Origin of the sequence: Bdellovibrio bacteriovorus HD100 (assembly GCF_000196175.1) — a bacterium.
Classification (GTDB): domain Bacteria; phylum Bdellovibrionota; class Bdellovibrionia; order Bdellovibrionales; family Bdellovibrionaceae; genus Bdellovibrio; species Bdellovibrio bacteriovorus.
The window spans coordinates 3,176,493-3,203,392 of the sequence record NC_005363.1; the positions used below are offsets into that span (position 1 = coordinate 3,176,493).

22 protein-coding genes are annotated in these 26,900 nt (G+C 51.6%); 12 read left to right on the forward strand and 10 right to left on the reverse strand.

The window, feature by feature from the left end; all coding sequences use genetic code 11:
• Positions 1 to 45 precede the first annotated feature (45 nt).
• Entirely contained in the window at positions 46 to 1,128 is a 1,083-nt protein-coding gene (locus tag BD_RS14920; protein ID WP_038448406.1) for a hemoblobin-interacting domain-containing protein, read from the reverse strand.
• A 295-nt stretch (positions 1,129 to 1,423) separates the two neighbouring features.
• Here BD_RS14920 and BD_RS14925 point away from each other — a divergent pair, with 295 nt between their 5' ends.
• Positions 1,424 to 1,636: a YgaP family membrane protein gene (locus BD_RS14925; protein WP_011165612.1), complete on the forward strand. Its 213-nt coding sequence runs from the start codon at positions 1,424 to 1,426 to the stop codon at positions 1,634 to 1,636.
• 50 nt (positions 1,637 to 1,686) lie between these two features.
• On the opposite strand, the gene BD_RS14930 is transcribed toward BD_RS14925, so the two are convergent.
• Entirely contained in the window at positions 1,687 to 2,190 is a 504-nt protein-coding gene (locus tag BD_RS14930; RefSeq protein ID WP_226988042.1) for a hypothetical protein, read from the reverse strand.
• Positions 2,191 to 2,300: 110 nt separating this feature from the next.
• Between BD_RS14930 and BD_RS14935 the strand changes: the two genes are divergently transcribed.
• The 11 genes from BD_RS14935 to rfaE2 all read left to right on the forward strand — a co-directional run bounded on the left by BD_RS14935 (position 2,301) and on the right by rfaE2 (position 18,620).
• A complete protein-coding gene (locus tag BD_RS14935) occupies positions 2,301 to 3,350 on the forward strand; it encodes a hypothetical protein (RefSeq protein WP_011165614.1) in 1,050 nt (349 codons plus the stop codon).
• A complete protein-coding gene (locus tag BD_RS14940; protein WP_038448409.1) occupies positions 3,305 to 4,189 on the forward strand; it encodes a pseudouridine synthase in 885 nt (294 codons plus the stop codon). The genes BD_RS14935 and BD_RS14940 overlap by 46 nt, the downstream gene beginning before the upstream one ends.
• 21 nt (positions 4,190 to 4,210) lie before the next feature.
• A complete protein-coding gene (locus tag BD_RS14945; RefSeq protein ID WP_231839201.1) occupies positions 4,211 to 5,098 on the forward strand; it encodes an EamA family transporter in 888 nt (295 codons plus the stop codon).
• 166 nt (positions 5,099 to 5,264) lie between these two features.
• Positions 5,265 to 9,968 carry a tail fiber domain-containing protein gene (locus BD_RS14950; protein WP_011165617.1) on the forward strand — a complete coding sequence of 1,568 codons (4,704 nt, stop codon included), beginning with the start codon at positions 5,265 to 5,267 and terminating at the stop codon, positions 9,966 to 9,968.
• Positions 9,969 to 10,040: 72 nt separating this feature from the next.
• Positions 10,041 to 14,564: a tail fiber domain-containing protein gene (locus BD_RS14955; protein WP_011165618.1), complete on the forward strand. Its 4,524-nt coding sequence runs from the start codon at positions 10,041 to 10,043 to the stop codon at positions 14,562 to 14,564.
• A 73-nt stretch (positions 14,565 to 14,637) separates the two neighbouring features.
• Complete coding sequence (locus tag BD_RS14960; RefSeq protein WP_048349785.1) at positions 14,638 to 14,877, forward strand: hypothetical protein; 240 nt, start codon at positions 14,638 to 14,640, stop codon at positions 14,875 to 14,877.
• A 178-nt stretch (positions 14,878 to 15,055) separates the two neighbouring features.
• Positions 15,056 to 15,694 (forward strand): hypothetical protein, encoded by a 639-nt coding sequence (locus tag BD_RS14965; RefSeq protein ID WP_011165620.1) that lies wholly within the window; start codon positions 15,056 to 15,058, stop codon positions 15,692 to 15,694.
• Positions 15,687 to 16,586, forward strand: coding sequence for a 50S ribosomal protein L11 methyltransferase (locus BD_RS14970; protein WP_011165621.1), 900 nt, complete (start codon positions 15,687 to 15,689; stop codon positions 16,584 to 16,586). The genes BD_RS14965 and BD_RS14970 overlap by 8 nt, the downstream gene beginning before the upstream one ends.
• Positions 16,583 to 17,344: an RsmE family RNA methyltransferase gene (locus BD_RS14975; RefSeq protein WP_011165622.1), complete on the forward strand. Its 762-nt coding sequence runs from the start codon at positions 16,583 to 16,585 to the stop codon at positions 17,342 to 17,344. Before BD_RS14970 ends, BD_RS14975 begins: the two co-directional genes overlap by 4 nt.
• Positions 17,345 to 17,358: 14 nt before the next feature.
• Entirely contained in the window at positions 17,359 to 18,147 is a 789-nt protein-coding gene (locus BD_RS14980) for an RDD family protein (RefSeq protein WP_011165623.1), read from the forward strand.
• Between the two features lie 5 nt (positions 18,148 to 18,152).
• Complete coding sequence (rfaE2, locus tag BD_RS14985) at positions 18,153 to 18,620, forward strand: D-glycero-beta-D-manno-heptose 1-phosphate adenylyltransferase (RefSeq protein WP_011165624.1); 468 nt, start codon at positions 18,153 to 18,155, stop codon at positions 18,618 to 18,620.
• Positions 18,621 to 18,631: 11 nt separating this feature from the next.
• Here the strand turns inward: rfaE2 and BD_RS14990 are convergent, their stop codons facing one another.
• The 8 genes from BD_RS14990 to BD_RS15025 all read right to left on the reverse strand — a co-directional run bounded on the left by BD_RS14990 (position 18,632) and on the right by BD_RS15025 (position 26,790).
• Positions 18,632 to 19,375 carry a hypothetical protein gene (locus tag BD_RS14990; protein WP_011165625.1) on the reverse strand — a complete coding sequence of 248 codons (744 nt, stop codon included), beginning with the start codon at positions 19,373 to 19,375 and terminating at the stop codon, positions 18,632 to 18,634.
• A gap of 45 nt (positions 19,376 to 19,420) precedes the next feature.
• The gene (locus tag BD_RS14995; RefSeq protein WP_011165626.1) at positions 19,421 to 20,467 is read right to left on the reverse strand and encodes a hypothetical protein; all 1,047 of its coding nucleotides are present in this window, start codon (positions 20,465 to 20,467) and stop codon (positions 19,421 to 19,423) included.
• 153 nt (positions 20,468 to 20,620) lie between these two features.
• Entirely contained in the window at positions 20,621 to 21,001 is a 381-nt protein-coding gene (locus BD_RS15000) for a YkgJ family cysteine cluster protein (protein WP_011165627.1), read from the reverse strand.
• A 9-nt stretch (positions 21,002 to 21,010) separates the two neighbouring features.
• On the reverse strand, positions 21,011 to 22,156 hold the full coding sequence (locus BD_RS15005; RefSeq protein WP_041583623.1) for a polysaccharide deacetylase family protein: 1,146 nt from the start codon (positions 22,154 to 22,156) through the stop codon (positions 21,011 to 21,013).
• A 6-nt stretch (positions 22,157 to 22,162) separates the two neighbouring features.
• Complete coding sequence (locus tag BD_RS15010; protein ID WP_011165629.1) at positions 22,163 to 23,584, reverse strand: GumC domain-containing protein; 1,422 nt, start codon at positions 23,582 to 23,584, stop codon at positions 22,163 to 22,165.
• A gap of 103 nt (positions 23,585 to 23,687) precedes the next feature.
• Positions 23,688 to 24,956 (reverse strand): MFS transporter, encoded by a 1,269-nt coding sequence (locus tag BD_RS15015; protein ID WP_011165630.1) that lies wholly within the window; start codon positions 24,954 to 24,956, stop codon positions 23,688 to 23,690.
• The gene (locus tag BD_RS15020; RefSeq protein ID WP_011165631.1) at positions 24,956 to 26,236 is read right to left on the reverse strand and encodes an O-antigen ligase family protein; all 1,281 of its coding nucleotides are present in this window, start codon (positions 26,234 to 26,236) and stop codon (positions 24,956 to 24,958) included. Before BD_RS15020 ends, BD_RS15015 begins: the two co-directional genes overlap by 1 nt.
• On the reverse strand, positions 26,236 to 26,790 hold the full coding sequence (locus tag BD_RS15025) for an SLBB domain-containing protein (protein WP_011165632.1): 555 nt from the start codon (positions 26,788 to 26,790) through the stop codon (positions 26,236 to 26,238). Before BD_RS15025 ends, BD_RS15020 begins: the two co-directional genes overlap by 1 nt.
• Positions 26,791 to 26,900 lie beyond the last annotated feature (110 nt).

The window sequence follows — 26,900 nt, forward strand, 5'->3', positions numbered from 1 at the left end:
GTATCTATAAACAACTCGCATTCATATTTCCCTACGAAGTGCTGGCTACTCTGTGTAGGTGACGTCGATGATATAATTTCCCAGCGTTTTGACCAAAGTCGAGTTCAGGGTGACTTTGCCATCAGCAACAGAATAGTCCTGGCCCGGAATCAGTGTCTTACCATTCAGCTGAACCGACAGAACTTTTTTGACGTTTTCACTCTGCAAAGAAAACTCTGTCGTCGCATAATCAACGACTCGTTCAGAAAGCTTGGTAAAGCCGGCACTCCAGTCTGCGGCACACACTTCAAAGGCGGCTCCGGCACTGGCGGTGATCAGTGATCTGTAGACATCACTGGGGCGGGCCCGGCACTTGCTGGTGGCGCTTGCAATAAAGCCAAAGACTTTATAGGAACCGTTCCGGCCGAAAGCACGAATCATACGATCCTGGAATGTCTCGGCCGTGATATAGTCCTCGTCCACCGCAAGATTTTTAATAATACCGACGTAGCCATTCAGGTTTTCAGCATCAAACTGAACTGTGGTGTTGTCGCGTGCCGAAGAGTCATCATCCGTCACAAACACAAAAACCTTCTGCGATTGCGGGCGAAAGAATTCACTCAATGAAGAATAAGCTTTGTCATAGCGACTGTTCGCCTGAATCTTTTTGCAGAAAGCATCCGTTGCGGATTCAGGGCAAGTGGCCGCCGCCGCCACCAACAGCAGATTATAACTATGCACCATAAAATCCACCTGCTGTCCGTTTTTCATGGTCTCGGGCAAAGCCACATGGGTCTTCAGCGAAAAGGCGTCCTTTTTGGAAACCAGGGCCACTCGCAGATCCACTTGGTTTTCCACCAGGTGCGCGAACTTTTCAAAATTTTTGCGAATGATTTCAGCCCCGCTGGTCATGGACGCGGAGTTGTCGATCACCCACACCATATCAATGACTTTTGCTTTTGAAGCCGCGGTGAAGGTTTGTGACTTTAGAACCGGAGCTTCTTCTTCCGGCACCACTTCTTCCTGCATTTCTACCGAAGAAGCCAGTTCGACCGAGTCTTTAAAGGTCACGGCGGAAGGGGCACAGTTTTGAAAAAGAAGCGTGGAAGCCAGAAAGACAACGGTCAGCATGATATAACGTTTCTGCATATTCCCCCCCACCCGCCTTCACTGTCGGTGAAGGTTCTTAAGGCAAGAGTCATTCCAAGGCCGCAGGCCTCGGAATTCGATCTGGCGGGTCCGGCACTGTCTAGGGAAATACCTCCTTACCTGCGTCTCGTTCTGAATTTCCGTCGAGGTTACAAGGACTTCGCGCAACAACAATGTGGCCTTACAAGAATCCTGACACTGACCAAGTTCCATGCACCGAACCCAAGACCATGTCCCAGATCATATTCATCAGGAAAGCATTGGAGTTATAATGGATCTATATCAAGGAGGCTTTATGTCTGTCTTTTCAAAAAATGAGGGCTCTGTGGATCGAACTTTGCGTATCGTGGTGGGCCTGGGCCTGATAAGCCTGGCCTTTGTCGGCCCCGCCAACCCGTGGTTCTTGCTGGGCACAATCCCGTTGGTCACAGGCCTTGTGGGCTGGTGTCCTGCTTATCAGATTTTTGGTCTGTCCACCTGCCAACATAAAAAAGTAATGAAAATGTAAACGCTGGCAAACAAGAAAAAGGCCCTTTTCAGGGCCTTTTTTTTATTCATTTACAGACGCTTCAGTCGCGCGATCTCCATTTTGGCTTCATTCAATGCCGCCTGGCTGGAAATCATCTGCGCTTCTTTTTCGGCCAGAAGTTTTTGCAGGTGGTTCATGCGCACTTCAAAACTTTTTATCACGTTGTTGTGGCGATCGACCATTTCCTGAACTTTCAGATCAAAACTTTTGCGTTCGTTCACACGTTGGGAAAGCTGGGTGATCTTCTGACCAGCCTCAGTGGCAAGGCCATTGTGGCTTTGCTCCAGGCGGTTCAAAAGGTGGTGCTGCTTTTCAAACTTGATGTTGGAGGTCTTGATCAGTTCGTTGACGGTGGCGACGACCTTGTTCAACTGTTCAGCCAGGGCCTGGTTCTGGGCTTTGACTTCAAAAATCTGGCGATCTGTATTCAGGTAGTTGTTCGGGGATGTCCCCACGGCAGAAACGCTGTCCATAGCGGTGTTCTTGGCCACTTTCTTTTCCCCAAACAATTCCGGATTCAATTCTTTATGCATATCGGGCCCCTCCATAGGACTTAAAAAATTCTTCTTTTCCATTATATTTTCTCTGGACTAAAAATTCAAATGTTCATACTTTAGGGCCCGAGGGAAGGAGACAGAAAAAAATGCTTAAAGTCGGACAACTTTTGAAGTTTGTTTCTGATCTGAATCCTCAGAATACACCGACGCGTTTGTCTTTCTTCAATTTCCTGCGTGGTTTCCCTCATCCTGACGACGTTTTGACCCCTGAATTGATCGAAATGTTCTTCAATTACTGCATGGATTACCCGCACTGGGCGTCCAACAAACAGCAATTGGGTCACGAAGTTCAGTTTTTGCTGGAGAATTTCAATAGCTTCTATCAGCAGAAGTTTGACCTGAATCCGATTCGCTTCCCGCAGAACATGCAGCTGATCGAAATCGAGCACTTTGCTGACCTTATTGACGCGGTGAGCTCTTATCTTAAGACTCAGTGCGCCGAAGGCGAGAAGTTCCGCATCCTGCCGGATCAGAACAAAAGAGCCATTGCCATCATCCTGCGCGAAGACAAATCCCTGGAAGTTCGCACTTTCGACCGCAAATTCACCATCCGCGACGGTCTTTTGGAGCCTCTTCGCAAAGATCTGGTTCTTTACTACAACTCCGACCTGGAACTGAGCTCGCAGCACACCCACAAAATCGAGGTGGCTCCGTATATTACTGCCCAGTTCCGCGTGATGGGCGACAAGGTTACTGGATCCCTGTTGCGTGGTTATGTTTTCCAAAAGCTGCTTGAGATGAAAAACGAGCCGCTGCAGGAACAGACCCGCCTGCTTTTCCCGATCAAGCGCCTGGAGCAATTCTTTGTCGACCGTCGAACCGATCCTTACTATCAAGACCTGGTAAGCCAGCTTGAAAGAACCTGCGCCCTGATCCAACAAGGCGATTCTGAGGCCCTGAAATGGTCCTCCATCGTTCTGAGCAAGGCGGAAACCGCGGTGGACAACGTCTTTTTGGGAGACAAACTCATGACTCTGCTGGCTCGCGACCTCCGCCATGCCATCGCCGAGTACAACCGTAAGAATATCTCCTCTTCCGGCCTGAGTGGTGATATATTGATCACTCAACAATTACCCGAGGCCGATGAAGAATGTCTGAAAATAACTCCTCTGAAAGAGTTCGACTTAATAAACTAATTGCTGACAGTGGACTGGCATCCCGTCGTCATGCAGACCGCATGATCGAAGAGGGCCTGGTGACCGTGAACGGTAAACGCGTTTACGAGCTGGGTATCAAAGTTGATCCTCAAAGCGACCGTATTCTTGTTGATGGCAAGCCTCTGCGCAAGCCGCTGACCCAGAAGATCTACGCTATTCTGAATAAACCCACCGGCGTTCTGACCACCATGGATGACCCGCATGACCGCCCAACAGTGGCGGAATACCTGACCGAGCTTCCAGTGCGCGTGTTCCCGGTAGGTCGTCTGGACTGGGACTCTGAAGGCATGCTGCTTTTGACCAACGATGGTGATTTCGCCAACAAGGTCATGCACCCAAAAGCTGAAGTAACCAAAACTTACCTGGTGAAACTGAACGGCAAACCTGAACCATTCCAGTTGGAAAAGCTTAAAAAAGGCGTTTCCATCGTGGGCGGCAAAGTTTCTGCCCGTCACATTGAAAAGATCAAAAAGACCGGCGACAACAAATCTGAAAAGTACGAATGGTACAAAATCGTGATCACTGAGGGTAAAAACCGTCAGATCCGTCAGATGTTCGCAAAAATCGGTTTTGATGTGATGAGACTTCAGCGTGTGGCGATCGGTCGTCTGCGTATGGGGGCGGTAAAAACCGGCGAACTGGTTTATCTGAACGATGCCGCTGTTCAACGTGTCTTCCTGGCGGATGATCCGGAAGAGATCAAAACAAAACGCACTTACAAGGGCCGCGCCACTTCTGAAAAGAAAACGGCGAAACCGGCTTCCAAAGTGAAGACCACCAAGAAACCAAGCAAATACAAAAACGGTAAAAAAGTTTAAAGCCATTTCATTATGAAAAACATGAACCCACGTCTTCGCGGATCTTTGGAAATTTCTGTAGCGAGCGTGGGTTTTGGTTTTTTGGGGATCTTCGGTAAATGGGCTTTCCAGTCGGGACTGTCCGTCGGTGAGCTGCTGTCTTACCGCTTTGCTCTGGCGGCGGTGCTTTTGTGGATCTTCCTGCTTTTGTTCCGGCCTTCCTGGGTGCGACTGAGCGTGCGCCAGATCGTGATCGCGGCTTTGCTGGGGATCTTTGGTTATGCCTTCTTTTCCACCCTTTACTTCACAGCCGTCGATGGCCTGAGCATTACTCTGGCAGCGCTGCTGCTTTACACGTACCCTTTCTGGGTAAATGTCTTTTCCCACTTTTTTACCCAGGACAAAATCTCCGGGAAAGAAGCCCTGTGTTTGGTGGCGGCCTCCTCGGGTCTGGTGATGCTGCTGTGGGGGCATATCGAAGTTAAAAATATCTGGGCCGTGGCCGCGGGGCTGGGCGCCGCCATCAGCTACGCAATTTACGTTTTACTGTCCGGTCGCCTGCAAAAGAATGTGCGCCCTATCACTTCAGCCCTTTATGTGATCACCTTCGGTGCGCTGGCTCTTTCGCTTTTCCATCATCCCCACTATTCCGCGATCAGCAACCTGAGTGATATTCAAGCCACCAGCATCCTGGGGCTGGCCTTTGTCTGCACAATCATCCCACTGACGCTGGAACTGGCCGCTTTGCAAAAACTAAAAAGCACCGAAGTGGCTTTGTTGATGATGATTGAGCCGATCACCGCCGCCCTGATGGGTGCTTTGATCTTCCATGAACGGCTCACGCCCGTGCAACTGCTTGGCGCCCTGGTCATCGGTGCAGCCCTGGTCACGAACACTCTCTATTCACGACCGACCCCGTCTGCCGACTAGTTCCAAAGTCCAAAGTCTTGTGAAAATCTCAAAGACTCTTCAACAACTTCAGTTTCATTGTCTCAATCTGAAACACTTATCCGCGAACAAATCATAATTGTATTAGTTGGCGGCAACAAACTGGACTTGGACTCTCGCAATCTGTTAAGAAGCCGATAAGAATGACATGAGAAACGGAACGTATTCTGTCTTAATTCTCGTGTTCTTTTGGTCTGCGGTGGCCCTGGCTGCACCCAATTCTCTGACATATCAAGGACGTATCGTTAACTCCGACGGCAAGGGCCTGGAATACAACAACGTCAGCTTTCTTTTTGAAATCACAAATCCTTCCGGCACTTGCGTGCTTTATCGTGAACAGAAAAATGGTGTGAATCTTCAGAACTCGGGTGGTGTGTTTGACGTGCCGATTGGCTCGGGCACCAAGATGTTCCCGACGGATCCTCTGTACACTTTGATTGATTCCTTCAACAATGCCCGCTCTCACGACTGTTCCGGTGGCGCCACTTATAGTGCCGTGGCCGGTGATGCGCGTTTGTTGAAAGTGCAATTCCATGATGGTTCGGGCTGGAAGGTGATTTCACCGGCGAATGAAATTCGTTCTGTGCCTTATTCTGCATACTCTTACTCAGCAGAACGTCTGGGCACCAAAACTGAAAGTGACTTCCTTGCCAAAGCGGGACTTCCCACGTGTCCGGCCAACACCTATCTGACCTGGAATGGCACCGCCCTTTCCTGTGCGGGAATCAGTGGTGCCAATGGCGGCACGGTCACTGATGTTACTTCCACGAACTCTTACATCACCATCGCTAATGGAAATTCGACTCCGGCTTTGACCCTGAACGTGGGCACTGCGGCTGGCACCGTGGCTGCGGGTAACGATGCCCGTTTTACTGATGCGCGTGTTCCAACTGGAGCTGCCGCCGGAGACCTGGATGGAACGTATCCCAATCCGTCCGTGGCAAAACTTCAGGGCACGGCGGTTTCCAACGCGGCTCCCGCCAGTGGAAACTTCCTGAAATACAATGGCACGGCGTGGACTCCTTCGACCATCGCCCAAAGTGATGTGACAGGACTTTCTGCGACTTTGAGTTCTTATATGACAGACGCTGAGTTCAGCACCGCCGTTGCCAACGCCGGTTGTGCGGCTCATGAAACCATGTACTGGAATGCGGTGGCGGGTTTTTCCTGTCAGGCAATCAATGTGTCTTTGGCCGGCGATGTCGGCGGGACGATCGGAGCTTCGTCTGTAAATAAAATCAAAGGTGTGACTGTCGATACCACCGGACTGGTGGCGGGTCAGGTTTTAAAGTACGACGGAACCAAGTGGGCGCCAGCGGCGGACAATGACTCCAACTCGGGCGGTACAGTTACGAATATCGCGACGGGCACGGGTCTTTCCGGTGGACCGATCACTTCCACGGGCACTATTTCTTTGGCCAACACTGCGGTGACTGCCGCTTCTTATGGTTCCACGACTCAAGTGGGCACTTTCACTGTTGATGCTCAGGGGCGTTTGACGGCGGCGAGCAATGCTGCCATTGCCTTCCCGGTGACGACGGTTGCAGGCCGCACTGGGGCTGTGACTTTGGATGTGGGCGATGTGGGTAACGGCGCTGGCAAGTACTTTATCTATCGCCCGAACAACACGGCTTGTACTGACGGCCAGGTTCTAAAATGGATCAACGCCAATTCCCGTTGGGAGTGTGCGAACGACACCGACACTTCATCCGGTGGTACGATTACGAACATCGCGACGGGCACGGGTCTTTCCGGTGGACCGATCACTTCCACCGGGACAATTTCTTTGGCAAACACAGCGGTGACTGCCGCTTCTTATGGTTCCACAACTCAAGTGGGCACTTTCACTGTTGATGCTCAGGGGCGTTTGACGGCGGCGAGCAATGCTGCCATCGCCTTCCCGGTGACGACGGTTGCAGGCCGCACTGGGGCTGTGGTTTTGGATGCAGCTGATATCACAAGTGGTGCAGGCAAATATCTGACCTATCGTCCAAACAACACGGCTTGTACTGATGGCCAGGTGTTAAAATGGGTCAATGCCAATTCCCGCTGGGAGTGCGGCACTGACACGGACACTTCTTCTGGCGGTACGGTGACGAACATCGCGACAGGAACCGGCCTGACCGGTGGTCCGATCACTTCTACAGGCACGATTGCATTGGCAAATACAGCGGTGACACCTGGTTCTTACACGCGCGCTTCGATCACGGTGGATGCTCAAGGTCGTTTGACGGCGGCTTCCAGTGGGGCTGCCATCAATCTGACATCTGATGTGACTGGCACCCTGCCGATTGCCAACGGCGGTACTGGAGCAACAACCGCTTTGGCGGCCTTCAATGGTCTTTCTCCTTTAACAACCAAAGGGGATGTTCTGGCTAACGATGGCACGAACGACATCCGCCTGCCTGCGGGCACCAACGGTCAGGTTTTGACGGCGGATTCTGCTCAAGCTTCCGGTTTAAGATGGGCCACGCCAACTGTGGGCACTGTGACAAATGTCACTGGCACAGCTCCCGTTCAGGTTGCGACCGGCACAACCACTCCGGTGATTTCCGTGGACCCGGCAACAACCGGCGCTCGCGGTGTTGTGCAGGTGGGTTCAGGGATCGCAGTTACTTCAGGCACGATCAGTGCGGATCCGGCGAACTTCCCGTCAGCCGTTCCTGTATCTAAAGGTGGTACGGGTGCGACGTCTTTGACGGCCGACCGACTGCTGGTTTCTAACGGCACAGGTTCTGCGGTGATTCCATTTACTTGCGGCACGGCCCAAATGCTGACCTTCAATGCGTCTGGCGTGATGGGATGTACAAACTTTGCTTCGACCGCCTTCTTTGCCAACGGCGGGAACACACTGGCTGGCAATGCCACGCTGGGAACGAACGACGCCTATTCTTTGGCACTGGAAACCAACAACGTCACACGCATGACAATCTCGAATGCGGGTTATGTCGGTATCGGCCAGACACCTGACACCAATGCGGGTCTGGCGGTGATGGCTCCGGCGACAACCAAGTCCGCTTTGATCCTGAATTCCCCGGCTGCTGGTAAAGTTGAAATGGATTTCCTGCGCAATGGAACCTGGCTGGGTACTTTTGGTTACGCTAATGCCGCGACTTCTGATCTTTATGTTTCCAATGGCAGTAACGCACACATCATCTTTGATACGAACAATGTTGAAAAAATGAGAATCACCAACGATGGCAGGGTCGGCATTGATGCTGAAAGCCCTGGCGCCCGCTTCCAGGTGGGTGAATGGAACGCAACTGCCAACTACAACGCCGTGTTTGTGGGCTCTTATCACAACACTCTGGGACAGGCTCAATTCGTGGGTAACTGGAACAGTGCCGGCTATTGGGGTATCGGCCCTGTGGCCAATCCTGCCAACAGCACCGTGGGAATTGGAAATGCCAATGCTCAAGGCGACTGGCGCGCGACTCAGGATTTGAAGCTGTTTGTTCCAGGCGGTTTGGGCCTGGGCGAAGCTCTTTCTCCGGAAAGAATCATTCACGTCAAAGGCACTGGTGGCGGCAATGACGACGTCTACATCCAGAGTATTGGTAATACCGGCGAACCCGCATACATTCTAACCAAAGCGCGTGGCAGCTCGGGCGCTGAAACGGCAGTGCTGGCGGGGGATTCCCTGGGCTTCCTGTCCATGCGTGGTTATGATGGTGCGGCCTACTATAGCGGTGCCAGCATTGCGAGTGTCGCGGAAGCCGATTTTGCCACGACAAAATCCGCCTACATGTCTTTCGCAACTCTGAACAACGGTTCATCTGGTGAAAAAATGCGTATCACTGGTGGTGGATATGTCGGTATTGGCACCAGCCTCCCGTCAGTAAAACTGCATGTTCAAGGTTCAACTTATTCTGCCTCGTCAGTAGCACTGGAAAGAAATGAAGATTCGATTTCAGGTCCGGGCATTCAGTTGATGAAGTCCCGCGGAACCTCCTCGGCCAAAACAGCGGTCGCCTCCGGAGATGTCCTGGGTAACGTTCTGTTCAACGGTTACGGAGACGCCACCACCGTGGGTCTTGGCGGCCAAATTCAAAGCATCGCCTCTGCCACCTGGACATCCACTTCAGTCCCGGCGGACCTGGCCTTCCTGACCCACTCAGGCACTGGAAACGTCAGCATACCAACTGAACGCATGCGTATTTACAGCAACGGTTGGGTCACAATGGGTGCCAGCTCCGGCGCAACGGGTGGGGCTCCGCTTTATCTGAAAAACGCCTCAGCTCCTTACATCGGCTTTGAAGAGGTTGATGCCGCTCAGAAGTTCTTCATGGGACTTGATGGTGGTAACTTCTGGATTCGTCCAGGCCCGACCACAGCCACCCCGGATGCAATCACCGTCACCAATGCCGGCAACGTTTATATTGGTGGCAATACAGGTTCACGCAAGCTGTTCGTCAACGGTACTTCCGGTGGTACGGCAGCCTGGGAAAACTTATCTGATGCCCGGCTGAAGTCAGACATAGAAGTCATCCCTGATTCTCTAAAGAAAATCCTGTCTCTGCGCGGAGTGACCTTCAACTGGCGCCACGATGTCCGACCGGATCTGGATCTTATTGAGAAAAAAGACATGGGTGTGATCGCCCAGGACGTCGAACGTGTGTTCCCTGAAGCCGTCGACAAAGATGAGAAAGGCTTCCGTGCAGTGGCCTACACCAAATTGATCGGCCCGATGATTGAAGCCTTTAAAGAGCTTTATAAGTCCGTATCCGGCGTTAAGGCCGAAGTCCTGGCTCAGAAGCGAGAAATCGCCTCTTTGAAGCAAGAGAACCAGGAGCTTCGTGAAGCGATCTGCGAGGTCAATCCCAAAGCTAAGGTCTGTATCAAAAAGAAATAACCTCCATTAAATCCCTGAAAAAGCTCTGGGATTTGCCTCACGAATTCCTGTTAAAAAGCCGATAAGAACCACATGAGAAACGGAACGTATTTGATCGCAATACTCTCATTGCTCACGGGCATTTTCGCGTTGGCTTCGCCCAACTCGCTGACCTATCAAGGCCGCATTTTGAAATCCGACGGCCACGCTCTCGAGTACAACAACGTCAGCTTTCTCTTTGAAATCACCAGTCCTAACGGCAGTTGTGTAATTTATCGGGAACAAAAAGACGGCGTGAACATGGTGAATTCAGCCGGTGTGTTTGACGTACCAATCGGGTCCGGCACCAAACTTTTCCCGGCCGATCCTCTTTTCACTTTGCTTGAATCTTTCAACAACTCCAAAGTTCACAATTGTTTTGGTGGTTCCACCTATTCCGCACAAGCCGGCGACACACGCCTGCTGAAGGTGCAATTCCACGACGGTTCGGGCTGGAAGATCATCTCCCCTTCCAATGAAATCCGCACAGTTCCTTATGCAGCCTATGCCCTGTCTTCAGAGAAACTCGGAACCAAAACCGAAGAGGACTTCCTGCAGAAAGCCGGCTTGCCGACTTGCGCAGCAGGCACCTTCCTAAGCTGGAATGGCACCGCTTTAAGTTGTTCCGGCGTTTCTGGTGCCAATGGCGGTACTGTGTCCGATGTCACTTCGGCCAATGCTTATATCACTATCACCAATGGCACAACGACCCCACAGCTGACTTTGAATGTAGGCCAAAATGCCAATCAAGTCGCAGCCGGAAATGATCCACGCTTCACTGATGCGCGCGTCCCGTCGGGTGCCGCCGCGGGCGACCTGGGTGGAACTTATCCAAATCCTTCAGTTGCTAAACTCCAGGGCGTAGCGGTTTCTGCCACAGCACCCACAAATGGGCACTTCTTAAAATTCAACGGCACACAGTGGTTGTCGGCACAGATCAGCACTTCAGATGTGAATGGCCTGAACACGACACTGGACAACTACATGACCGAAGCGGATTTTAACACAGCCGTCGCCAACGCCAACTGTGCGGCTCATCAGACAATGTATTGGAATGCTGTCACGGGCTTCAGCTGTCAGTCTATCAACGTCTCTGTTGCGGGTGATGTCAGTGGCACCATTGGTGCCGTGGCCGTGAATAAAATCAAAGGCATCACTGTCGACACAACAGGTTTGGTCGCCGGACAGGTGCTGAAATATGACGGCACCAAGTTCGCACCCGCCGCAGACAATGACGCCAATTCCGGCGGAACTGTGACCAACATCGCAACCGGCACGGGGCTTTCCGGAGGTCCAATCACTTCGACCGGCACGATCTCGCTGGCTAATACAGCGGTGACGGCCGCATCTTATGGTTCCAGCACTCAAGTCGGCACCTTCACCGTCGATGCCCAAGGGCGTCTGACGGCGGCAAACAATGCCGCCATTGCTTTCCCGGTGACGACGGTTGCAGGTCGCACGGGTGCGATTACTTTGGATGCTGCTGACATCGGCAGTGGTGCTGGTAAATATTTGACTTATCGTCCGAACAACACGGCTTGTACTGATGGCCAGGTTTTAAAATGGGTGTCTGCGAACAATCGGTGGGAGTGCGGTACTGATACTGACACTTCTTCCGGCGGTACTGTGACAAACATCGCAACCGGTACCGGTCTGTCTGGTGGTCCGATCACCTCCACCGGGACAATTTCTTTGGCCAACACGACAGTCACTCCGGCTGTTTATGGCTCCAACACACAAGTTGGAACTTTCACAGTTGATGCTCAAGGTCGCCTGACGGCGGCAAGCAACGCTGCCATCGCCTTCCCGGTCACAACCGTTGCTGGCCGCACTGGTTCTGTGACGTTGGATGTGGGTGATGTGGGTAATGGCGCTGGTAAATACTTTGTCTATCGTCCGAACAATACCGCTTGTACTGATGGCCAGGTTTTAAAATGGGTGTCTGCGAACAATCGATGGGAGTGCGGTACTGATACTGACACTTCTTCCGGCGGTACTGTGACCAACATCGCAACGGGCACTGGTTTGACAGGCGGCCCGATCACCTCCACCGGGACGATTGCATTAGCCAATACGACGGTAACGGCGGGATCTTACACTCGCGCTTCCATCACAGTGGATGCTCAAGGTCGTTTGACGGCGGCGTCCAGTGGCGCGGCAATCAATCTGGCTTCAGATATCACCGGCACTTTGCCGATTGCAAATGGCGGCACCGGGACGACAACGGCTTTGGGGGCATTCAATGCGTTGTCTCCTCTGACAACCAAAGGGGACGTTCTGGTTCGCGATGCCACCAACAATATCCGTCTGCCGGTGGGTACAAACGGTCAGGTGCTGACTGCCGACAGTGCTGTTGCCGCGGGTGTAAAATGGGCGACTCCCAACGCGGGAACTGTGACCAATGTCTCTGGTACAGCGCCGGTTCAGGTGGCTACGGGCACTTCAACACCAGTGATTTCCGTTGATGCTGCGACAACGGGAGCTCGCGGTGTGGTTCAGGTGGGCTCGGGTATCGCGGTTTCCTCAGGCACTATCAGTGCTGATCCGGCGAACTTCCCGTCTGCCGTACCGGTATCCAAAGGTGGTACGGGCGCGACGTCTTTGACGGCCGACCGTCTGCTTGTTTCCAACGGCACAGGTTCTGCGGTGATTCCATTTACCTGCGGCACCGCACAGATGCTGACCTTCAATGCGTCGGGTGTGATGGGTTGTACGAGTTATTCTTCTTCGGGGATTTTTGCCAATGGCGGCAATAGCTTTGGTACTGCGGCAGTCCTGGGCACCAACGACGCCCAGTCTTTGACCTTTGAAACAGACGCCAATCCCCGCATGACCATTCTTGCCACAGGCAAAGTCGGCGTGAACGAAACGGCTCCGACAGGGAACCTGCATCTTTCCAACACAGGGGCGGTGGACTTGCGCATTCAGGACAAGTCCGGCACTCCGGTCACCATGCGCATTCTTTCCCAAGGTGGCGCGAACTATATTGAATCCGGTACGGATTTCACCAACACCACTTCAGCGGACCTGCACTTCACCGACATGATGGGTGTGAACAAGTGGATGACCATCAAGGCGGACGGCAAGGTAGGTATCAACACCAATGCACCGGCGACCAACTTCCAGGTCAAAGGTGGCGCGGTGATTGGGGATCTTGCCCCTTTCCCAAGTGCCTTTAGCGCCATCACAACGGAAGCATTGAATGCGACCTTGCGCAATCACACTGAAACAACCGGCAATTATGTGGCGGCAGGTGCCTACCAGCGCTTCAGCCCTACTGCCAATTCCACTTTGTCGACACATTCCCTGGTCAGTATCGTTGTTCCCAACGTACCTTCCGGCGTGACTGTAACAAGTCAGAATGAAGCCTTCCACGCCAATGCCACACGCAACCGCTATGCGGGGAACGTGGATGCGGGAACAGTCTCATACCTGGCTTCCGGACAATTCGTCTATGGACATGAAAACTACGTCGTCGGCAATGCCCCGGCAACCACGGACGCATTTGGTATTCGAATCGTCCCGCATCTGCAGTCCGGCACCGTGACGAACATGTATGACTTGTTCCTGCAGAACCCGTCAACAGGCGGGACCGTCACAAATCGCTACGGAATCTATCAGCAAAGCACGACCGCGAAAAACTATTTCGCCGGAGCCACGGGCTTTAATACAGCCACAAGTCCGCTGGCGAATATACACATCGGAAGCTCGGGCGCTGGCAACACGGCCTACTCGTCTTTCCAGATGGGTAATGACGCCACATCAAGCAACAACTTCCACATCGTCAATGAGTTCGCCACCAACCGCCGCCTGAACTTCTACAAAGGAAACCTGGGTTCCGGCGGTCTGCTAATGTCTTTAAGCGACACCGGCTATTTTACAGTGGGTGAAACCGCTGCCACGGGCGGTGGGGTCCTATCTCTTAAACCTGGTGGAATCGATCACACTTACATCCAGTTCTATGCCCGCACAGCCTCCCCAACTACACGCACGGGATACTTCGGAACTCCGGCATCTGGCAGCACCAACATGAACGTTGCCAACGAGATGGAAGGTGGACAGATCGATTTCCTCACCAAGAGTGGCGGCGCTGTCAGCGCCAAGATGACCTTGTCGGCGGTCGGAAACCTGACCACGGCAGGAACTGTGAACGGCGCTTCTGATATTCGCCTGAAAAAAGAAATCCACGTTCTGGATGGAAGCCTGGATAAAATCCTGCAACTGAAGCCGTCTTCCTATCACTGGAAAGATCCGAATGCAGATCCACGACTGCAGATGGGTTTCATCGCTCAGGAGCTTGAAAAAGTTTATCCAAATGTGGTGGAAGAAAACAAAAAAGGTATCAAAGCTGTTTCCTACATCAACATGATCGCTCCGATCACAAGTGCAGTGCAGGAGCTTTACCATAAATTCAAAGCGATCCTCACCAATCATGACGAGCGTATTTCCAATCTGGAGACGCAGATGACCGCCTTACAAAAGCAAAATGAGCTTCTGCTCAAACAGAATGAAGATCTAATGAAATATATCAAGTCTCAAAATGAGAACACTCAACGTCTGCCGGCTTCCAGCCGATAAGACAGTAACACTGAGGTATTGCGTGAAAAGGTTCGTTATAGCTTCACTACTAATACTCGCCACGGGATGTTCTATGGAAGCATCTCTGGAGCAGCTTGCCGAAATTGCTCCTCCGCCAATCAAATTCCAGGATCCGGCAAAGACCACAGGTTTGGTGTCCGGCTCTACTCAGACCGGTACGGCCACAGGTGGTGGTGTGACCTATCACGTGCAAAGCACGGTGGGGAACTACATGTCCGGTATCGAACAGAAAACTGCTGATGACACCTACAAGGTGTACAGCTCGGTTCAGGGCGCCATCGTTTCCAACTAACCTCGGCCCCCACATTCGATTTAACTTTGAAGCCCCTTGCGACCCAAGGGGCTTTTTGCTGCCTTGTAGCCAGAAAAAACAACCAGGCACCTTTTCCCCGTTCTTTGGTCCAGTGGATTTAAGTTTCAAAATAAGACAGCCGATAAAGGAATCAGACAAACCATGGAAGGGTTTTCTTATGATGTTCTTACTGGCGATACTTTTCGGATTTACGACTCCATCCCACGCGGCTGACATGTCCGTGGTGGATGTCCGCCGCAATATCACGCTGTCGGAAACCGACACCGTCTATAAAGACTTCTACATCAACGCCGGCCCCGGCTCTGGATTGAAAAAGAATCTCGTGGTCACGGCCGTTCGCAAGATCAACATCCGTGACGCCAGTGGCGCCAATGCCGTTGGTGAAATCCTGGTTCCCGTGGGGCAGCTGAAGATCATCGCCATTTACGACCGTGTGGCCGTGGCCCGTGAATTCACCCTGCTTTCCCGTGATGAGCTGCCAATGCTGGAGCAAATCGGCATCATGACCGGCGACCGCATCGACCTGGGTGGGTCCTTTATCGACAACTCCAAACCCAAAGCCAAAAGAAAGGTCGCTGAGGCTGAAACTCCGGCCGCCACCCCGGAAGCTTTGGTCACCGTGACCACGGTTACGACCCCGGCCCAAGCCGCCCAAAACCCTGTAGTTTCTGCAAACCCCTCCCCGGTGGTTCCTGCGGCAAATACAGCTCCGGCGGCCCTGGCTTTGACCCCGGCCCCAACAGCGGAAAGACTTGATAATTCGGTGGTTTCTGATAACACCACTCGGAATGAGTGACACAAATTCCTACTTCCGAATCCGCCTAAGCCAGGTTCCTGCTGAACTTGAAGATATCATCACCACCCACTGCTTTGAATGTGGCGCTTCCGGCGTCACCGAGGCTTTGCCGTTTTCGCAGCCAGATCTGACTTACGATCCCAAAATTCTTCATGTGCGCGCCCACGAAATGGACGTGTTCTTCAACGAACGCCCGGAATGCAATTTCTTCGACGGCTTGCTTGAGCTGAATGAAGGCATCAAATGGCACATCCACGAGGAAGAAACCAAAGACTGGCTGGAAGAATGGAAAAAAGGCTTCAAACCTTTCAAACTGGTCGGCGACTTCTGGGTTGTTCCATCCTGGTTGACCCCTCCAGAAGAATGCAAACACCCGATCTATATTGATCCGGGCATGGCCTTCGGCACCGGCACTCACGCCACCACTCAGATGATGGCGTTCTTCATCCACAAGCTTTCTGAAAAATACAAAGGCGATCTGGCGAACTGGGCAATGCTGGATGTGGGCACGGGCACCGCGATCCTTGCGATGCTGGCACAGATGTCCGGTATGGGATTGGTTGCGGGTATCGAGATTGATCCTGAAGCCCGCCGTGTGGCCCGTGAAAACGTGAAGCTGAACAAGCTGCCACAAATTGAAATTCCAGAAACACAAATCGAAGACATCCGCGATCAGTATGACGTGGTTGTGGCCAACATCATCGATGGTGTTCTGATCAACATCAAAAAAGATCTGCTGCGTGTTCTGAAGCCGGGCGGCCACATGCTGCTGACCGGGATTCTGGAAGAGCGTGACAATCACTTCTTTGAAAAGTTCATGGAAAACTCTGGCCTGACCGTGGTTCGTCGAATTGAAAAAGACGAATGGGTTGGATACTGGGTTCAGTCATGAGACGCTACTGGATCGAAAAAAAGGATCTGTTCCAGGATCAGGTGAATTTCACCGGCGACGTCTTTCATCACATCTTCGATGTCTGCCGTCAGGAGATTGGTTCCAAATTCGAAGTGCTGACTGAAGACAGCAAGGCGTACTTTGTTGAAGTCACTCACGTGTCCAAAAAGAACGCCACGGCCCGCGTGCTGGAAGAACGAATCATCCCCGCGTTGAAAGAGCCGCACCTGCACCTGGTGCTTTCCCTGTCGCGCTTTCCCGTGATGGACGCCATCATGGAAAAAGCGGTTGAAATGGGCGTGACCAGCATTCAACCGTTCTTTTCTGAATTCAGCTTCTTAAGAAAAGGCGAAAAGCTATCTGACAATAAAACCGACCGCTGGGACAAGATCGTCAAATCCGCCACCCAGCAAAGTGGCCGCGGCGACCTGATGAAGGTTCACCCTGCCATCCCATTTGAAAAGATCTCGGATTTGATTAACCGAAATGGGTCCGGCGTGGGTCTATTTGCTTATGAGGGTCCGTCGACTCTAAGCATCAAGGAATACGTCAGCAAGGTCAAAGCCGACCACCCCGCCGGGATCAAAGATGTCTGGATTATCGTGGGCAGCGAAGGGGGATTCTCACACCGTGAGGTCGAAGAATTCCAGAAACTAGGCCTTCATCCAGTCACACTGGGACCCCAAGTTCTACGAGTTGAAACGGCTTGCATGACCTTGGTCTCCGTCCTAAAGTATGACTTTGATCTGATGTGTTGATTTAAGGAGAAGGCATGGATCCTTTTGAGGAATTTGAGTTTAAGCCCCTCACGGATGGTTTGGGTTTTCACAAGAAAAAACAGGCAAATCCAGCGTCCCAAGCTCCGGAAGAAAGCTTCGTAGCCACCCCACGCATCAAGGACCAAGGTCTGGAGCTGATTGAAGAATCCTCCACCGATCCTCTTCGCCCCCCATTGCCACGCAAAAAAGCTGCCACTTCTTTGCCACCGACTCCAGGTGGTTTGACAGAAGTGGGCGGTGACGGCACGTCTTCGGCGGCAGTGGATGAGATCCTGAAAACTCTGCAGAAAAACCGTCGCCTGGATTTCGAAAAATCCACGGCAAAACAAAAGATCACGGGTACAGCTGCCAAAGAAGAATTCAAAAAAACCACCTTCAGCTTCTCGGCCGCTTTGTTGGACGGAATGCTGGTCGTGGCAGCAAGTCTTCTTTGCATGATCATCCTGTTGGTTGTGACGAAAGTGGACCTGATCGGCAATCTGACCAATCCGGACTCTCAAGGCATGATCTATCTGGCGACCTTCAGCCTGTTTGCGGGTGTGTCGTTCATTTATCTGACTGTGAACCGCATCTTTATCGGTTGCACTCCGGGTGAGTGGGCGTTTGATCAACGCATCGGAAAACCTGAAGAGCTGAACAAAGCCGCTTACTCTTTGAAAGTGGTTGCTCGCTCTTTGGTGGTGATCGCAACGGGTTTTGTGATCCTTCCGATTCTGTCAGTTCTGTTTAATAAAGATATCACGGGCTCTATCACTGGGGCTCAGCTGTTCAAAAAGGCATAAGTTCTATGGGTCAGGTCTGTAATCTCGATAACATTGAAACGACTCTGGCCCCTCTTCGTGCTGCCGGCAAAAAAATCGTATTCACCAATGGCTGCTTTGACCTTCTTCACGTGGGTCATGTGCGCTATCTTCAAGAAGCCCAAAAGCTGGGCGATCTGCTGGTGGTGGGCGTGAACTCGGATGCCAGCGTGAAACGCCTGAAAGGCCCTACCCGTCCGGTGCAGATCGAAGCCGATCGGGCCGAGATTCTGGCGGCGCTGAATGCCGTGGACTTCACCGTCATCTTCACTGAAGACACTCCGGAAAATCTGATTCACAAAGTTCGCCCCGACATTCTGGTCAAAGGCGGCGACTGGAAAATTGATTCCATCGTGGGCGCTCCGTTTGTGATGTCCTATGGTGGCCAAGTCATGTCCCTGCAGTTTGTTGATGGCAAGTCCACAACCAAACTGATCGAAAAAGCGCAAAAGTAATTTTCAGCGATCTAGAAACGGAAGCCGATTTTTCCTGAGTATACAGAATCGGCATAGCGGTCGATCTGCATGGCGATGAACATCTTGGAGATGTCGACGTTGATACCGAAGACCGCGTGGTCTTCGACAATATCCTGAGTCACGGTGTTTTGATCTGCGGTGATCCCGTCCGGACCGCCGATGAAGGTGCCAATAGCACGCAGACGCCCACCACCCACATAGATCGCCAGACGATTCATGGTGACAGTCGCAATCAAATCATAACCCATGCTGGACACATTGATCAGATTTGAAAAGTTCGCACCCCCGCCATAAACCATTGCCGTCAAGGTCAGAGGAAAGAAACTGGCTTCATAAAAGCCCCAGCGCAGTTGCGCGCCGAAGTTCTGCATCTTTTCTTCCTGTACGGTCGGAGTAAAGTACACGTGCGCATCGATATTGTAGTATAGACCTTTGCCGATAGTCAGAGTGTAAAAACTGAATTCACCCTTGTCCTGAGTCTTACTGCCCAAGGCGGAAAGATCTTCGGCTGGAATAAACTCCGTGGAAAGCCCCACCTCAATCCCGGTGTAACCACCCAGTGGGTACGGATTATCAAGAATTTTGGAGGCCGATCCAAATCCCAAAATCTGCAAAGTGCGGATCTGATCACCCTGGGTCAGATTGCGGGGCAAATCAGTGGCGGCGTGGGAATAAGAAGTTCCCACCAATGTGATCATTAAAATGAAGCTGCGCCAGAAATTAGAAAAGCCCATAAATATGGGCTTATTCTCATCGAAAAAGACGGGGGCTGTCCAGTTTTAAAGAGACGCAACCGCCGCAGTTTGAATTTGACTCAAGGCTGCAGAAGCCAAGCCTGCAATTTCGCTGTCCTGGCTCTGTGCCAGTTGCTGGAAGATTGGAACAAACTTGCTGTAGCTTTCCACAGAATTTGCCACCACGTCACCGCGGGAACCGCGTGGATCCGACAAGTTCGTGCCTGTTTTAGCTGCTGCATAACCCTGCATCACGACTTGTGTCGCTGCATTCACCACTTCTGCGTTGTTGGTTTGCAAAGCAGACATCAAGTAAGGCAAGCGACCGGAAACCGCGTAAGTCATCATATAGCTTTGTACTTGCGGCTGAACTTCTGGAGCCAGGGAATCATGATACTGAGCTGCCACCGCGAAACTTTTTGCGCTGTAAGCACCCTTCAAGGCCATCAGACCCAGCAGCTGAGTTTCCGATTTATTACCACGAAGAAGATCCGTCACGATTGTATAGAAAGTCTGATCGTCCACTTCTTTGGCTTCATAAGCAGCAACCAGCTTTGCCACGTTTTCTTTTGTAGGCTGAGCCTGCAAAAGAGCGCGCCACTGATCACCGGACAAGTTGGACTTGTTCGGCTCTGCCTGTTTGTTATTTCCGGAAGTGTCTTCAGCGATCTGATTGTTGCCGTTGCCATCCCCTACAGTGATGTCTTCACCCAGATTGGCGCGGGTTTCATCCGCACCCACCACGTTAACCTCAACAGATGGCTTCTTGATTTCAGTTGGAGCTTTGGAGTTTTCTTTCTTTTTAGCTGCAGTTTTAGTCGCCGCTGGCTTTTGACCTGCTGCTTGAGCTTCTGCTTTCTTCGCATCAGCTTTTTTCTTTTCAAACGGGTTCTTGTAATCACGGGAGATTTCGCGGTCACCCAGGTCAAACAACGCCGCCAGAATGGATTTAGGGCGAGGCATTTCGTAAACGACCTCAATCTCTTTGATGGCATTTTGAACAGGCGATTTCAACAGATAGCTCATCCCGCCCACCATCACGATGGCAAAGCCGACGATTGCGATTTCGAGTTTTTTATCTGTGAAGCTCATAGGGGCCTCCTGTTCTTATCTGTATGTAAGAGCAGTGCCTGTGCCACCTATTGGCGAATATAGAGCATTTAGCGCAATTCACTCTGAGACAGAGCCGTACTTGCGCAACCCCCTGTCAGGTTTTTGATCATTTCTCAGACTGAGACAGCGGTATTAGACGTGGCTGGAGCCGGGGCAGAAGCCTGGGCGGGGGCCAATAGAAGGGAACTCGCGGCAGGTGTCCGGGCGTTTTTCATAGACCGTGCACAGGCGGGTTTTCGTGTCCAGGAAGAGGCAATCGCGGTTCGCTTTTTGAGACAGCATGAAGAACTCGGTGCCCGAGCGGTAGGACACGATAATGCCCTCTTTCATCAGACGCTTGGCTAATTTTTTGATGGAGCCCTGGGCCTCGTCTTCGGTGGCGACACCCAGGCGGATCAGGTCGGAGATTTTGATTTCGACCGGCATCGTGCAACAGCCGCCATGGCAGCCATTGCACATTCCAGATTTATAGGGTTTCCACGTCGAAGGACGGTCGATATCAGGCTTTTTCATGAACTTTAACTATGGAAGCTGCTGCTTTCTTTTAACCAGTTTACTGTTGTACTTCGCAGACGGATCTGCGGCAGTCAGCAATACAACACTGTAACCACGGTTGTAAAGCTCGCGCAAAAACTGAGGCATGATTTCAGCGGTTCTTCTTTGAATGTCGTGGAAAAGCACGATACCACGTCCCTGACTCTCGACGTTCGCAAGAACGCGGGCCAGCAACTGTTCATTGCTTTGAGTTCTCCAGTCATCACTTTCGATATTCCAAGCAAACTCGCCTGTGGATTTGGTTTTCAGGAAAGCTTTCAAATCCTTGGAAGTCTCACCATAAGGGAAGCGGAACACAGGGTCCACCCAGCCCAAAACATCAAAGACCGCCTGGTGACCACCGCGAACTTCCGCAGCCGCTTCATCGAACGTCAGGTTGCGATTGCCCATTTGTTTATAGCAGGCAACGCTGGTTCCCAAGCACGCGTGTGTGATCGAGTGACTGCCGATAACATGTCCATCAGCGGCAACACGCTTCAAAGCCTCCGGATTGGTTCGTACAGATTTACCAGTAGCGAAGAACATTGCTTTCGCATTCACTTCCTTCAAAGCACGCAAGATCGCGTCTGTGTACAGGCCGTGAGGACCGTCGTCAAAAGTCAGAACGACTTCCTTGCGAGCCACGTCACCTCTTACCGCCATATATCCATTGGACATATCCCGCTTTTGGGTGTTGTCAGGGAAACGGAAAGAATTCCGTGACTGCACAGCTTTCAGAGCATGCCCTGGTACGGACATAGACTCACGCTGTTCATCGAAGTGCTCATCCACCTGAGCCAGAAGCTCTTCTTTACAACCGCTCACCAAAGCGCGGTTGTTTTCATCGCGGATTTCATTTTCAAACAAAGTCAGATCCTGAGCCGGAAGAGCCTGAAGCTCTTTGCACAGTTCAGTCTTCATGGATTCACGCTTGCTGGAATCAACCATGAATTCATGGCGCCAGTTAGCAAACAATGCTTCCGGGTTGGCTTCAGAGTTTTCCCACTCAACCAGCGTTTGCGCTGATTGGTTGTCAGACACTGCCTGACGAACACTGCTGCCGATCTGGCTTCCACATCCCACCAAGGAAGCCGCAGACACGATTAACATTCCCCCGAAAACAAGCTTCTTCATATACACCTACTGAGAAACGTCAGTTCCCTGACCTACATTAAGAACGTTCCAAGCAATCTTCTGCTGATCGTCCTCGATTTCGTCTTCCTTCTTGGCTTCCGGTTTCTTTAAACTGAATTTGATCTTGGAGTTTTCAATAATCACACGTGGATCCACGGAGTGATTGTCGAAGATAACCAAGTTGCGGGAGGCCTGCGCCGTCACCACATGCGGGTTCCACAGGTATCTGAAATAGATCACCAAAGAACCAATAAACTGACTTAGCAACAATGACAAAAGACCCAGGCTCAACAGACCGATCTGCGGCAGGGTTGTTTCCCAACGGGCTCTTTCCAGAACCTCAAAACGTGTGTCGATGGAAATCTTCATCGCATCCAGCTTTGTCAACGCCGTGCTGAGTTCCTTGTAACGGTTGAACTCCAGCTCGGATTTCTTTTTCAGGTCGTCGACCATCTGGGCGGCGAACGGCAGGTCCTTCACTTCTTTCTTCAGACGTGCGATGGAAGCCTGCACCTGACCCAGCTTGCTGGACAGGATGTTGTTTTCGATTTTCAAAGCCTCAATACGGCCACCCACGCCGTACAGCGCGCTTTCTCTCTGCTTGCCACGACCGGCTTGCAGATAGTCGATCATCTTTTTGTTTTCAGCCATTTTCAGTTTGATCTCGTTGGACCGAACCAAGAGGTCTGAAACGTATTCACCCATTTTGTCTTTGGAAGCCAACGGCAGCAGATTTTCATCTTTGTTCTGCATCTCGGCCAGTTGTTTACCCAAAGACACCAGCTTCTCATCGGCATCGGCCTTTTGTTTCACCATGAAGTCTTCCACGCGGTTGATTTCACTCAGCTCCCGGGTTTTTAACTTCTCTGCCGCCAGTTCAGACACTGTGTTGGAAAGGAACAAGGACATGGACTTGATCGGTGTCACCGCAGAAACGCGGATCTCGAAATCAGAATCCAGATTGATTTTTGTCCAGGTATTCAGAACCTGCAAAAGCTGAACTTTGTTTTCCGGATTGGCTTCCAGGCCGTTCAGGTACTTGTCTTTGAAGATCTCAAAACCTTTGCGCTCTTCCAGAGTGATTTCTTTGCTGTTACCACGGGCCTGAATGCGGTTCAGCAGATCCTCATAGAATTCGCGGGTTTTCAGATACTCGATATGTTTGGAAAGAACACTGCTGCCCTTTTTGGATTCCTGAACCGATTTGGACATACCAAAGAACTGGTTCGAGAACGCCTGCAAAGAGGAGTTCTGAGAATCGTGAATCACAATCGTGGAGTTGGCCACGAACGGAACCTTAACGGCATAAACCAAAGCGCTGATTGCAAAGAGAACTGCGGTAAACAGGGCAAACATCCGCCAGTGCGACAGATATAGTTTGATAATTTCGCCAACTGTTAATTCCGGTTCAATATGTTGATCACTCATATTTCCCCACCTTCTAGTGTCACGAACCTGTAAGCATTGGTTGTGCCACCGAAAAATGGCTTTGGCCTGTGTTATATAAGCAATGAGGATTAAGAGTTTGAAATTACTTCACGGCAGAGCGCCCATTTGACAACTTCCACAGCAGGAGGACCGCCAGAATGAATAGGCTCCCAACCAGCGGACCGAAGGCAAGCCCCAGTCGGAAATGGGTTACTTCGGGCTGCTTAGTCAAGGCCCACGTCAGGATCTGTCCGGTAACAGCCAATGCCACCCCCCGGGAGACTTTTCCGACCATCTTCCAGACTCCGAAGTAAAGCCCCAGCTCATCTTGTCCTGTGCGATCCTCTTCCGCCTTCACTATATCAGTCAGCAGAGACTCTAAAAGCACCGCAGAGCCCACCAGGACACCCCCGACCCCCGAAGCCCATAACAAAGCCCACCCCACCTGCTCTGGCGGCAGCATCGGGTAAATAAAGGAACTGACCATCCCCAAGATAAACACCCCCCACATCAGGGCCTGGCGCTTGGGCACGTACCTGACCAATAAAAGCCAGCCCGGGATGGAGATGGTAAAGGACAGCAAAAACAGCAGCAAAACTGCCGTGATCTCTTTTTCCGAAAACTCAAGAGCTTCCCGATAGAAATACAGAGCCACCGAGGAGTTAAAGGTCAGCCCGATATTCGCCACGAAATAAGCCGCCAACAGCGGCATAAAGCTGTGGTTTTTCAAAGGTTGAAAGAGCGAAAATTTCGCCAGGGCCTGGCCTTGCCGGGCCGGGCGATTGTAGCGAAGGGCCGTGTACCACGATACCAGCGTGCCCACACACAAAAGCAGTACAATCATCCAAGCCGTCAGTGCATAGGGTTTCGATTCGCGTGCAATCAGAAAGTATCCCGGCACCGCAATTCCGAAGATCGCCCCCAGATTGCCGAAAGCCAGACGCCAGCCAATCAACTTGGAGCGCTCGTGGGAATCCACAGCCAGATCCCCCACCAAGGCTGAATATGGCACACTCAAGCAGGTATAGGCCGTATTCACCAGCAGCGAAAACCCCAGCAGATAAAGAAATTTGGCCGTCATGGATTCCATCGGCGGAGGATTCAGCAGCCCCATGATGCTCACACACAAAAACACCAACCCCCAAGGCAGAAAAGAATAACGTTCGCCCCGCTTAAAGCGCACGCGATCGGAATAGTAGCCAATCACCGGATCAATCAGCGCATCCCAAAAGATCGCCAAGCCCAGAGCCAGTCCGGCCATGGAAGAATTTAAACCCACTTCCTGAGTGTAAAAGACGAGCAAATGCAGACGCAGGAAAATCTCAACACAGTTGATTCCCAACTCTGCAAAGCCGTAGCCGAAGCCTTTCATTATTTTCCTGTTCGAGAGACCGACGCAGCAATGAAACCAAAGACCATCCAGTAAAGACGGTCTGCCATGCCTCCTAGAGACAAGTGTATGTGATAAATGACCAGAATTGGAATATGGGACAATAAATAGATCGCCACCTGTCGCTTGGAGATGTCAAAGCTCACAAGGGCTTTGAAAGAACCCACAACCATCAGGATCAACGAAATGCCAGCAAGCACAATCAGCGGCCAACCGCCGATCACCCCGGCCGAGACAAAGATATTATGCGGGTCTTTCATGGCGTTATAGTTGGAAACATCGACCTCATTGCCAGAGGCAAATTTGGAAAGAAGCCCGTGCCCCAACCAGGGCTGCTGCAGGAAGATCTGACTGCCGCGCTCAACCTCTTCCCAGCGGGAGGCAATCCCGTCTTGCGCCTCACGGGTGCCCAAGGCGTTTTGACCTGTGGCCACACCCCGGGCAAAATCATAAACCTGCGAACCGAAGAACAGCGCGAACGTCAGAAGGACCGACAGCGAAGCAAATTTGAAAATGCGCCCCTGATTGGTTTCGGTTTTATGTAAAACCATCGTAACAATAAAAGCCACCACTGCCGCTGCGGCAGAAGACCGCGTGCCGGTCAGAATGATGGCAAAGAAACTTCCAGCCAGCACCAGCGCGCTGAAAACCTTATGTTTCATTTTCTGGTCTTCCAACAAAGTTCCCAGTGAAAATACAAAGGCCACCGTCGCACAGGTCACCATGTGCGGAATGTGCTTAAAGACGCCCACAAAACGACCGCCTTTAAATACCGCGCCACCAGCAACCACCCACAGCACGAGAGAAATCAGCACCAGCACTCCCGACCAGCGCTGAACGAAGTACATGAAATCCTTCACGTCCCACAGGCTGGGAATGATCATGCCGTAAATCACCACCATAAACAGCGACACGGCCAGGGCCCCGACTTGCATGACCGGAGATTCCTCGGTGTTCACAAAGCTGATTTGCAAAAGTGTCTGAACGGTCATGGTCAGGATCAAAGCAAAGACAAAGAGCTTATAGAAGCCACTTAAATGATGCCGGTCGCGCACCTTCAACCACATCAGGCCCAGTGGCAGCCCCAACAGGAAGCACAAAAACACATTCACGAAGGGATGCATGCCCTGCTGAAAAATCAAAAAAGAAAAGCTGTAAGGAACGGGAAGCAAAAAGCTTCCCAAAGAGATCTTGGAAAGGAATAACAGGGCCACCAGGGCTTTGATCAGAAATAGAATTCGACCATCGCGGGCCCGGATCATTATTTATCCCCAGTATTTTTATCGATCAGAACCGCTGTCAGCACGATACCCAAAACGATGGACACGATGGTGATACCGCGGGAAGCCTCGCTGCTGATCCAAGGTGTGCGTGGAGGAACATACACAAAGTCGTCCTGTCCCAACTTGAGGTTTTTGCCGCCGCCGTACTTGATGATCTTTTCGGCATCCACCTCATAGGCGCCTTGATATTCACTCAGCGCTTTCATATTAAGATCTGACCATGATTTCGGCTCGGTTTTACGAACCAAAACTTCAGACAGGTCCCCCCCGTTCGTGGTTCCACCCGCCAAAGTTAAAAGCTTCAGAAGTTCGGTGTTTGCAGGAACGTAATAGATGCCCGGTTTATAAACCGCCCCCAACAATTGAACACTGATCAGGGATTCTTTAGGGGAAGAACGGAAGATATATTCAGAGGCTTGTGCCGGCGGCTTGATGTCGCTTAACAAACCCAACTCTTGGGCATGAACAGCCGGGGTGCAAGCCAACCCGAAAACGAAAGCCACAAAAAGGCGCAGGGACTTTTGGATATTCATTACTCGCTCCTTCTACACTCGTGCATATTCAACACTGGACCTAAATCGAGAGCCTCGACTCTTGTCAATAAATTTCGATGACTTGACTTCCGTCTGTGCTTCACAATGAA

What these genes read in the sequence shown, in the direction of transcription:
- BD_RS15020 (WP_011165631.1), bottom strand. Translation starts at nt 26,236, where the DNA reads ATGATCCGGGCCCGCGATGGTCGAATTCTATTTCTGATCAAAGCCCTG.
- BD_RS14980 (WP_011165623.1), top strand. Translation starts at nt 17,359, where the DNA reads ATGGATCCTTTTGAGGAATTTGAGTTTAAGCCCCTCACGGATGGTTTG.
- BD_RS14960 (WP_048349785.1), top strand. Translation starts at nt 14,638, where the DNA reads ATGGAAGCATCTCTGGAGCAGCTTGCCGAAATTGCTCCTCCGCCAATC.
- BD_RS14990 (WP_011165625.1), bottom strand. Translation starts at nt 19,375, where the DNA reads ATGGGCTTTTCTAATTTCTGGCGCAGCTTCATTTTAATGATCACATTG.
- BD_RS14935 (WP_011165614.1), top strand. Translation starts at nt 2,301, where the DNA reads ATGCTTAAAGTCGGACAACTTTTGAAGTTTGTTTCTGATCTGAATCCT.
- rfaE2 (WP_011165624.1), top strand. Translation starts at nt 18,153, where the DNA reads ATGGGTCAGGTCTGTAATCTCGATAACATTGAAACGACTCTGGCCCCT.
- BD_RS14955 (WP_011165618.1), top strand. Translation starts at nt 10,041, where the DNA reads ATGAGAAACGGAACGTATTTGATCGCAATACTCTCATTGCTCACGGGC.
- BD_RS14930 (WP_226988042.1), bottom strand. Translation starts at nt 2,190, where the DNA reads ATGCATAAAGAATTGAATCCGGAATTGTTTGGGGAAAAGAAAGTGGCC.
- BD_RS14995 (WP_011165626.1), bottom strand. Translation starts at nt 20,467, where the DNA reads ATGAGCTTCACAGATAAAAAACTCGAAATCGCAATCGTCGGCTTTGCC.
- BD_RS14920 (WP_038448406.1), bottom strand. Translation starts at nt 1,128, where the DNA reads ATGCAGAAACGTTATATCATGCTGACCGTTGTCTTTCTGGCTTCCACG.
- BD_RS14940 (WP_038448409.1), top strand. Translation starts at nt 3,305, where the DNA reads ATGTCTGAAAATAACTCCTCTGAAAGAGTTCGACTTAATAAACTAATT.
- BD_RS14945 (WP_231839201.1), top strand. Translation starts at nt 4,211, where the DNA reads ATGAACCCACGTCTTCGCGGATCTTTGGAAATTTCTGTAGCGAGCGTG.
- BD_RS15010 (WP_011165629.1), bottom strand. Translation starts at nt 23,584, where the DNA reads ATGAGTGATCAACATATTGAACCGGAATTAACAGTTGGCGAAATTATC.
- BD_RS15005 (WP_041583623.1), bottom strand. Translation starts at nt 22,156, where the DNA reads ATGAAGAAGCTTGTTTTCGGGGGAATGTTAATCGTGTCTGCGGCTTCC.
- BD_RS15015 (WP_011165630.1), bottom strand. Translation starts at nt 24,956, where the DNA reads ATGAAAGGCTTCGGCTACGGCTTTGCAGAGTTGGGAATCAACTGTGTT.
- BD_RS15000 (WP_011165627.1), bottom strand. Translation starts at nt 21,001, where the DNA reads ATGAAAAAGCCTGATATCGACCGTCCTTCGACGTGGAAACCCTATAAA.
- BD_RS14965 (WP_011165620.1), top strand. Translation starts at nt 15,056, where the DNA reads ATGATGTTCTTACTGGCGATACTTTTCGGATTTACGACTCCATCCCAC.
- BD_RS14950 (WP_011165617.1), top strand. Translation starts at nt 5,265, where the DNA reads ATGAGAAACGGAACGTATTCTGTCTTAATTCTCGTGTTCTTTTGGTCT.
- BD_RS14975 (WP_011165622.1), top strand. Translation starts at nt 16,583, where the DNA reads ATGAGACGCTACTGGATCGAAAAAAAGGATCTGTTCCAGGATCAGGTG.
- BD_RS14925 (WP_011165612.1), top strand. Translation starts at nt 1,424, where the DNA reads ATGTCTGTCTTTTCAAAAAATGAGGGCTCTGTGGATCGAACTTTGCGT.
- BD_RS15025 (WP_011165632.1), bottom strand. Translation starts at nt 26,790, where the DNA reads ATGAATATCCAAAAGTCCCTGCGCCTTTTTGTGGCTTTCGTTTTCGGG.
- BD_RS14970 (WP_011165621.1), top strand. Translation starts at nt 15,687, where the DNA reads ATGAGTGACACAAATTCCTACTTCCGAATCCGCCTAAGCCAGGTTCCT.